The 8,022-nt window shown below is 58.8% G+C and carries 9 protein-coding genes; 7 read left to right on the top strand and 2 right to left on the bottom strand.

Annotation, left to right across the window (positions count from 1 at the left end; genetic code table 11):
- The first annotated feature begins 69 nt into the window (after positions 1–69).
- The 5 genes from hflX to EOM25_10540 all read left to right on the top strand — a co-directional run bounded on the left by hflX (position 70) and on the right by EOM25_10540 (position 4,418).
- Positions 70–1,722 (top strand): GTPase HflX, encoded by a 1,653-nt coding sequence (gene hflX, locus EOM25_10560; GenBank protein ID NCC25618.1) that lies wholly within the window; start codon positions 70–72, stop codon positions 1,720–1,722.
- A complete protein-coding gene (locus tag EOM25_10555; protein ID NCC25617.1) occupies positions 1,719–2,264 on the top strand; it encodes a biotin transporter BioY in 546 nt (181 codons plus the stop codon). The genes hflX and EOM25_10555 overlap by 4 nt, the downstream gene beginning before the upstream one ends.
- A complete protein-coding gene (locus EOM25_10550) occupies positions 2,261–3,043 on the top strand; it encodes an ABC transporter ATP-binding protein (GenBank protein NCC25616.1) in 783 nt (260 codons plus the stop codon). Before EOM25_10555 ends, EOM25_10550 begins: the two co-directional genes overlap by 4 nt.
- Positions 3,040–3,744, top strand: coding sequence for a hypothetical protein (locus EOM25_10545; protein ID NCC25615.1), 705 nt, complete (start codon positions 3,040–3,042; stop codon positions 3,742–3,744). Before EOM25_10550 ends, EOM25_10545 begins: the two co-directional genes overlap by 4 nt.
- A 68-nt stretch (positions 3,745–3,812) precedes the next feature.
- Positions 3,813–4,418 (top strand): flavodoxin family protein, encoded by a 606-nt coding sequence (locus EOM25_10540; GenBank protein ID NCC25614.1) that lies wholly within the window; start codon positions 3,813–3,815, stop codon positions 4,416–4,418.
- Between the two features lie 139 nt (positions 4,419–4,557).
- Here EOM25_10540 and EOM25_10535 read toward each other — a convergent pair whose 3' ends face one another.
- Together EOM25_10535 and EOM25_10530 are read right to left on the bottom strand one after the other, a co-directional pair.
- On the bottom strand, positions 4,558–5,205 hold the full coding sequence (locus EOM25_10535) for a cytochrome B (GenBank protein ID NCC25613.1): 648 nt from the start codon (positions 5,203–5,205) through the stop codon (positions 4,558–4,560).
- A gap of 1 nt (position 5,206) precedes the next feature.
- Positions 5,207–6,844: a tetrathionate reductase family octaheme c-type cytochrome gene (locus EOM25_10530; protein NCC25612.1), complete on the bottom strand. Its 1,638-nt coding sequence runs from the start codon at positions 6,842–6,844 to the stop codon at positions 5,207–5,209.
- Positions 6,845–7,051: 207 nt separating this feature from the next.
- Between EOM25_10530 and EOM25_10525 the strand changes: the two genes are divergently transcribed.
- Both EOM25_10525 and EOM25_10520 read left to right on the top strand, forming a co-directional pair.
- A complete protein-coding gene (locus EOM25_10525) occupies positions 7,052–7,261 on the top strand; it encodes a hypothetical protein (protein ID NCC25611.1) in 210 nt (69 codons plus the stop codon).
- 54 nt (positions 7,262–7,315) lie between these two features.
- Entirely contained in the window at positions 7,316–8,005 is a 690-nt protein-coding gene (locus tag EOM25_10520) for a metal-dependent hydrolase (GenBank protein ID NCC25610.1), read from the top strand.
- Positions 8,006–8,022: the final 17 nt, after the last annotated feature.

Below are 8,022 nucleotides of genomic sequence, written 5' to 3'. Positions count from 1 at the left end.
GGGCGAATACATACGAGAAGGCCCGCTTGATGGGGGGATTTCACATATATACCACGACGGGAGGAGGATATCGCAGCGAAACTCAGAGGGAATCTGAACGGGCTGAAGCCCAGTCAGATCAAGTCCGCAACACGTCTCTACGACAGGAAATTTCCGAACCAGGGGGGATTCAGTCTCGACCAGGCCAGAGAACTGGCCAAGCTGACGGCCTGGACAAGCCGCCAAATCGGTATCCTCGTCGACCGCAAGGGAACCCCGGTCATGGTCATCGTCGGCGACCACAAGGGTATCCTTATCCCCGAGTTGACCCGATACCGCCACTCTACGGGCCGATTGAGCGGCCTGCGCCTGGTCCATACCCATCTCGGAGATTCTCTGCTCTCCCAGGAGGATCTCATGGACATGGTTTTCCTGCGGCTCGATTCGGTCTGTGTCCTGAGCGTGGTAGACGAGGAACCCGCACGGGCCCAATGGGCGCACCTGTTACCTCCCAACGCCGACGACAAGCCTTACAGCGTCTCCGAATCCACGGCCTGGAGCCGGGTGGAGTTTGACTTTCTGGCCCAGGCCGAGGCCCTTGAGGATGAATTGGCCAGAACCGGCCAGACCTTGGATCTTGATCCGGGCACGGAGCGAGCCCTTCTCGTCAGCGTGGACATTCGGCCCCGGGCGGCCCAGGAGACGGAGCTCCTGGAGCTGTCCGCCTTGGCCAAGACGGCCGGGGTTTATGTGGCCGGGACGTTCATCCAGCGGGTTACGGCGGTCAATCCTAGACATATCCTGGGCAAGGGCAAACTGGCCGAGCTGGAGGTGGCCCTGCTGCAGAAGAATGCTTCACTGGTCATTTTTAATGCCGAACTCAGCCCGACCCAGATGAGGAACCTGTCCCTGATCACAGAGCGTCGGGTCATCGACCGGACTCAGCTCATCCTGGACATCTTCGCCCAACATGCATCGACCCGGGCCGGAAAGCTCCAAGTGGAGATGGCCCAACTCAAGTACACCCTGCCCCGGCTCATCGGTCAGAACCGGGCGCTCAGCCGTCTGGCCGGAGGCATCGGAGGCCGGGGGCCGGGCGAAACCCGTCTTGAACTGGACCGGCGGAAAATCCGGGACCGGATCGCCCACATGGAGCGGGAACTGGAGGGGGTGCGGCGGCAGCGTAAGACGGTCCGGGCCCGGCGGACCAGGGACGACGTTCCCATCGTCGGCCTGGTCGGCTACACCAACGCGGGCAAGTCAACCCTCCTGAACACCCTGACAGACAGCAAGGTTTTGGCCGAGGACAAGCTCTTCGCAACTTTGGACCCCACCAGTCGGAGGCTCCGATTCCCGGAAGATCGGGAAGTGATTTTTACGGATACGGTCGGGTTCATCCGGGCCCTGCCCAAGGAGCTCAAACAGGCATTCATGGCAACACTGGAGGAACTTTCCGAGGCTGATCTCCTCCTCCACGTTCTCGACGCCGGTCACCCCGAAGCATCCATGCATGTAGAGTCTGTCAACGGCATTCTCGAGGATCTTGGGCTCGGTGAAGCCCCCAGGATCCTGGTTTTGAACAAGTGGGATCTTTTGGATGAAGCAGGCCGAGGGAGAGTTGAGCTCGATTTTCCAGATGGTATCCCAATTTCTGCCACGGACAAGTCAACCCTGACGCTTCTGACCGAGGCGGTCCTTGCGAAACTCGGCCGGATCACCGTCTCCAAGGAAGGATATTCGTGACTGAATCTCCGGCCATGGCCATGCATCGCCTAGTTTGGACCGGTCTGGGCGCGGCCGCCATCGCCGCTGGGACTTTTGTCCAGTTTCATCTTGGGCCGGTGCCCATGACTCTGCAGACCATGTTTGTTCTGTTGGTCGGGTTCGTCCTCGGCCCTGGAGGAGGGGCTGCGGCCGTGGGCCTCTACCTTTTGGCCGGAGTGATCGGTTTGCCCGTCTTCAGCGGAGCCGGGGCCGGACCTGGGCATTTGTTCGGCCCCACCGGCGGGTTTCTATTCGGGTTCGCGGTCGGTGCGGCCGTGGCTGGACTGGCCCGGAGAGGCCAGGAAAGGCCAGGACTCTTCCGGCTTGTCCTGTTCGGTTTTCTGGGTCTGGCCGCCATTTACTCCTTTGGTGTGCCCTGGCTCAAGTTTACCCTGAGCATCGGCTGGACCCGGGCTCTTCAGGTCGGCCTGCTGCCCTTCCTGCCCGGGGCGGCCATCAAGCTCACCCTGGCCGTTGCCGCAGCTAGGATGCTTTTCCGCCGAAACCTGACGCCCCAATGATCCTCTTCGAAGACGTTCACCTCCGGTATCCTGGAGGGGCACTGGCCCTCCGGGGCCTCAATCTGCACATCCCCAAGGGAACTCTGGCCATCATGGCCGGGTCTAACGGAAGCGGCAAGTCCACGGCTCTTTTCCTAACCTGCGGACTTTTGCGGCCAGATCTGGGCCGGATCGCGGTGAATGGGGGGCCGGCCTCCGGACCCGGTTCCGAAGGTCGCAGATCCTGCGCCCTGGTTTTTCAGGATCCAGGGGTTCAGATTCTTGGCGGAACCGTGGGTGAAGACCTGATTCTGGGGGGCAGGGGAGCAGGGCTCCCTTCCGCGTCTCTGGAGATGAGGGCCCGGGCCGCTGCGGCCCGGTTCGGGCTGGCCAAGGCGTGGGAGACTCCCGTCCATGCCCTGTCGGGCGGGGAGCGAAAGCGCCTGGCCATTGCAGGAGCCTTGCTCGGTGACCAGCGGATTTTGCTCATGGACGAGCCCTTGAGCGGACTGGATTATCCCGGAATTCTTGAAATGCGGACCATCCTCCGGGATCAGCGAACGGCGGGGCTGACCCAGGTCGTCACCGGTCACGACATCGAACCGTTGATCGACCTGGCCGACGTCCTTGTTCTTCTGAGTAATGGCCGTGTTCTTGAGGCTGGAGAGCCAGCTCGTGTTTTGGACAGGGCGCTGGAGGCCGGAGTGCGTCCCCCTTGCTCCTGGATCCAGGAGCGAAAGATCAGGGACTGGAGCGAGAAGGCACTCGATCCTGTTAAGGAAGGGGACTGCAATTCGTGAAGAGTGATGCTCTCAGGAGTTTCGATCCCCGCATCAAGATTTTTTTGACCGTATTCTTCGGGATCATGGTCTGGCGAATGCCGACGTACCTGCTTGGAGGCTGGGTTCTGGGATTGTCTGTGCTCTTCCTGGCGGTTCGCCGGAGGCGGTCTGTGCCAGGGTTTTCCGCGGCCATCATCGTTTCTCTGGCCCTTTGGGTGGCGGTCAAGTTCTGTCTCGATATCCTCGACTCCGGGATCGGGCTGGAAGCTTCGGCTCTGGGAGCCGGGTTGCTCGCCCTTCGGATGACTTTTCTTCTTCTCTGGGGGGGGATTCTGATCGGTTCCACTTGCATGGCCGAGGTCGGGCCGGCCGTGGTCTGGATGCTGAGGCCTGTGTGCGGGAGCAGGGCCTGGAAGGTCGGAGCGGGCCTGGGGGTCATGCTTCAGACACTGCCGAGAATTCGGCAGGCTGCTCACGAGGTTCGCCAGGCATCCCGGGTCAGGTTGCCCGCTCTGGGAAGATTCCGGTCGGCTTCGGCTCAGGTCGTGGCCGTGACTAGGGTCATGGCTTCGGGATCATGGAACCAGGCCCTGGCCCTGTCGGCGAGAAATCTTGATGGTCCATGGGCCTGGACTCCGGCCTTCCCCTTTCGGCCATGTCAATGGCTGACGGGTGTGATTTTGGTCGCAGGCACGGTTGCCGGCAGCTTCTGGGTCTGAAACGCAGTTAAAACAGGAGCAGTACCACTGTATTTGACGACAATAACGGGAGTATTCATTTTTTGAAGATGAAAATTTTTAATAAAGTTCTGGGGATTGAAGGAAGCCCAAGAAAATTCGGCAACTCTCACCATCTCCTTCTGGCCATTCTGGGAGGAGCGGCAGAACACGTAAAGGAAACCAAAAGCGTTCACCTTCGTGATTACCGTTACGAGCCATGCATCGGGTGCGAGAAATGCCGTGCGGAAAAAATCTGCACACGCTTCCATGACGGCATGACGTTACTGTATCCGGAAGTGCTGGATAGCCGGGGGCTCGTGCTCGTCTCGCCCGTGCACAATTACAACATCACGGCATGGATGAAGGCGTTCATAGACCGTCTGTATTGTTTTTATGAATTTAATGACACAAGGCCTCGACAATGGTCCAGCCATCTTTCCGGACAGGGGAGAAAGGCGGTCATCGCGGCTATTGGCGAGCAGGATAATAAAAAAGACATGGGCTTTGCTTTGGATGCCATGCGTTTGCCTTTGGAAGCGTTGGGCTACGAAATTGTCGCCGAGATTCCAGTGATGGAAATCTTTGACCGTGGTGGTATAAAATCCCATTCAGATATATTGCTGAAGGCGCAAGAAAGTGGAGCGCACTTGGCGGAAGTGCTGAATCACAGATAAGGATTGGCGTTCAAAACCTTGGAATCACCGGGTTTGATTCTCTGAAACAGAATCAGAACAGGCGGCAGACCGATCAAGGGGGGCACTGCGTCGGCAGAACCCCCCTTTTTCCCATGCTTGGAATGGAGTTGATGAGTGGTTAGCGTCTCTGTCTGATTTCCCAATCCTCTTCCTCGCCTTCCTCGACTTCTTCCCAGCCGCTGAACATGGCCGCGATATGGGCGCCGATGGTGTGCCCGGTGGTGGTCATGTAGATGTGGACGACGACAAAGGACAGGATCAGAAAGGCGCAGGCTAGGTGAACGATGGCCAGGAAGCCGAGACCCAGGAAGCTCAGGCCCCAGACAGCCCAGTCGTTGTACATATAGTAGAGGAACCCGGTGAACATCTGCAGGCTCAGGAGCACAGCCGTCAAGCCAAGGTAGGTCAAACGCTGGAGAGGGTTGTGCTTGGCACGGCTGGACTTTTTTACCGGGTGTGGTTCACCTTTGAAGATGCCCGAGGAGTAGTAGCGCATGACGGCGAAGAGCTTCTTGGTGGTGGGGATGTATTGCCGCCACTCGCCGGTGGTGAAGACCCAGAAGACGATGAACACGAAGAGGATGATCCAGCTCAGGCCGAAGAAGTTATGCAGTTCCACCGCCCGCTGGAAACCAAAGAGGGAAAAGGTCCCATGAACCTCGAATCCGGTCAGCAGGAGCATGAATATGAGCAGAGCCTGCAACCAGTGCCAGAAGCGTTCGAACCGGGTGTAGAGATAAATTTTGACCATTTTGCCTGTACTCATGTCAATTCTCCTTTCTCTTGGAGCGTCCGGAGAACACTCGTCCCAGGGCATGCAGGGCCACGCCGACCAGGGAAGCCACGACAATGGACCAACCGCCGACATCCAGAACCCGGACCGTGTCCCGCCCGGGCATGTAGAAGCCGCCGAGATTGTTCAACCGTCCGTTTCGTGAATGGCAGGCCTTGCAGGCCAAGGTCTGTTCCTTGGGGGCAACCATGTGGGTAGTGGGGTAGACGTAGGAGGTTTCGACGAATCCAACCTCGCCGCTGAAGGGCAGGCCAGCGTAGGCCATGCCTTTTTCCACGGCCACGGTCCAGTCATATTCGGCCCAATAGGCCCCGCTGCCCTTGGGGCCGAAAAGCTTGGGAATGACCATGTTATTGCGGACCTTGTCGTAGGGTGTCTTGCCCCGGTGGACCTTGAAGGGCATGATCCTTGATTTGTGGTCATTCATGTCCCCCATGGGCCAGGAAACCTTGACTTCTCTTGAGGGGTCGATGGTCCGGTCGGCGGTCAGGGTGTCGATGGCTCCGTTGAACCAATGGTATACCGGAATAACATCCTTGGCCCAAAGGAACTCGCCCTTCTTGGGATCGTAGGAGGTCATGCCGAATTCGTCCTTGGTCACCGGACGGCTCGTGTCCCCGGCCAGGGACCAGTCCCACCACATCTTGGTGGGGATGACCCGGGCAAAGGTTGGGATATGGCAGGCCTGGCAGGCGACCTTGTCGGTGTGGTCGTTGGCCTTGAAGTTGGCCTTGTGGGGATGGGCGCCATGGCAGGACTCGCACATGATCTTGGGGGTCAGGTCATCCTCAAGAAGGCTTTTGCGCTCCTCCACGGCTGGGGTGGAATAGATGCGGCCTGCGATCTGGTGGAGTCTGGTGGTGTGGCAGCGGACGCAGTCGAAGTTCTGACCGTCAATGCCCATGTGGACGTCGAGGTTCTTGCTCGGGTTGAACATGGACGAATCGAGATCTCCATGTTTCACGGCATCCCCGCCGCCACCGTAGAAATGGCAGGTTCCGCAGTTGTTCCGGGTGGGCCGGGACACGCTCTGGGCAATGGCGTTGTAGTTTGGTGGCTCGAAGGTCTTGCCGTCGAAGGGCGTTGGTTCTGAGACCGGGAAACCGGCCATGGTCGGGAATTTCTTGTAGGTGCCGGTCTGCTCGTGGCAGACGAGACAGTCGACGTTCTGCTGGCTTGAAAAGTCGAAGTCCTTGTCTCTCCATCCGTATCCGGCATGGCAGGATGTGCAGCGGGGCTCGTTACTGAGGATGTTGATGCAGAAGTTGTTGACGGTCAGGCCGCCTTTGCCGGTCTTTCCTGTCTCGTCGTTGGGGTCGATCCATGTCCAGTGGATGGTCTTGTGAAACTGGAGAGCAGCCTCGTTGTGGCATGAGAGACATGCTTTGGTGACTTCCGGAGCGGTGCCGAACTCTTCCTTAAGAAGCGGAAATCTGGAATGGTCGGCCGTGATCCAGAGCTGTCTGGCGTCTTCCCTCACAGCCTGTCTGGCCAACTGTCTTCCCGGGGCGACGGTGTCCTCGGTTTCGGCAGTGGCCGCCGACGGGACGCAACAGGCCAGGGCCATGGCCATGGCCATGCCGACCCTCAGCCAACGTTTTTTCATGCGCATGGGGTCCTCCATAATGGGGTTGAAGATTCCAGAGTTCAGGATGGACATGGCCGAAGGGCGAAATCCGACAATTTTGTATGAATGGTTATCCAAAAAAGGCATCTGCGTCAATGTCTCAAGAGAGACAGGCGCAGTTCTGTCCAGACCGGGAATCGAGGCTTGCCTGACCGGAGTTATGACAATACGAAGAGAATAACGGAGGCAAGGATGGCCAAGAACGAACAGACGACCAAACAACTCACCCTACGGCTGCCGGTGGAGTATCACCGCAAGCTCAAGATTCTCGCCGCCTGCTGCGGCAAGAGCATGACCGAGATTATTGTTTCCTGCATAGACGCCAGGCTGCAGTCATGCTTGCAGAAGGAACTGGCCAAGGTCGAGGGAGCGGAACCGGCCCGGGAGGATTGCTCGAACTGAGATTTGGGCGGGGAAAGGTATTTCGTCGTGGAACCATGATCGAGGAGGAGGAAAATGGCGCGATTGACATGGCATGGTCATGCCTGTTTTCAATTGGAAGATGGAAAGGCCAAGGTTCTCATCGACCCCTGGTTCGAGGGCAATCCATCGGCCCGTCAGTCATGGAAAGATGTGGGGCCGGTGGACATGGTCCTGGTCACCCACGATCACGGGGATCATATTGGGCAGGCCTTGGAGATCTGTACGGCCACGGGGGCCATGCTCGGGGCCCAGGTGGAACTTGCCGGAGCCATGAAGGCCAAAGGACTGCCTCAAAGTCGGATTCTGAACGGGATCGGTTTTAACGTCGGGGGAACCGTGGCCCACGTGGGCTTCAAGGCGACCATGGTCCCGGCCTTTCATTCCTCGGCCGCCGGGACTCCGGTGGGGTTTATAATCAAGACCCCCTCGGGCCTTCATGTGTATCATGCCGGAGACACCTGCATCTTTTCGAGTATGGAGATATGGGGTCGGCTGTACCCCCTGGACGTGGCCCTGTTGCCCATGGGCGGAGTCTTCACCATGGACCCGAGACAGGCGGCCATGGCCTGCGGTCTGCTCAAGTGCCGAAAAGTCGTTCCCATGCATTGGGGGACCTTTCCATGCCTGGAGCAGGATGCTGAGTCGTTTGGCGGGTATCTGCGAGAGTTCGCCCGGAACACGGAGCATCTGGACCTGAAGGCAGGGCAGGGCGTCGAATTGTGAGCCATGGCCGACGGGGC

It is taken from the genome of Deltaproteobacteria bacterium, assembly GCA_009929795.1.
Taxonomy (GTDB): domain Bacteria; phylum Desulfobacterota; class Desulfovibrionia; order Desulfovibrionales; family Desulfomicrobiaceae; genus RZZR01.
Note: the sequence above shows the minus strand (reverse complement) of the source record. Positions and strands in the feature narration are given on the sequence as shown.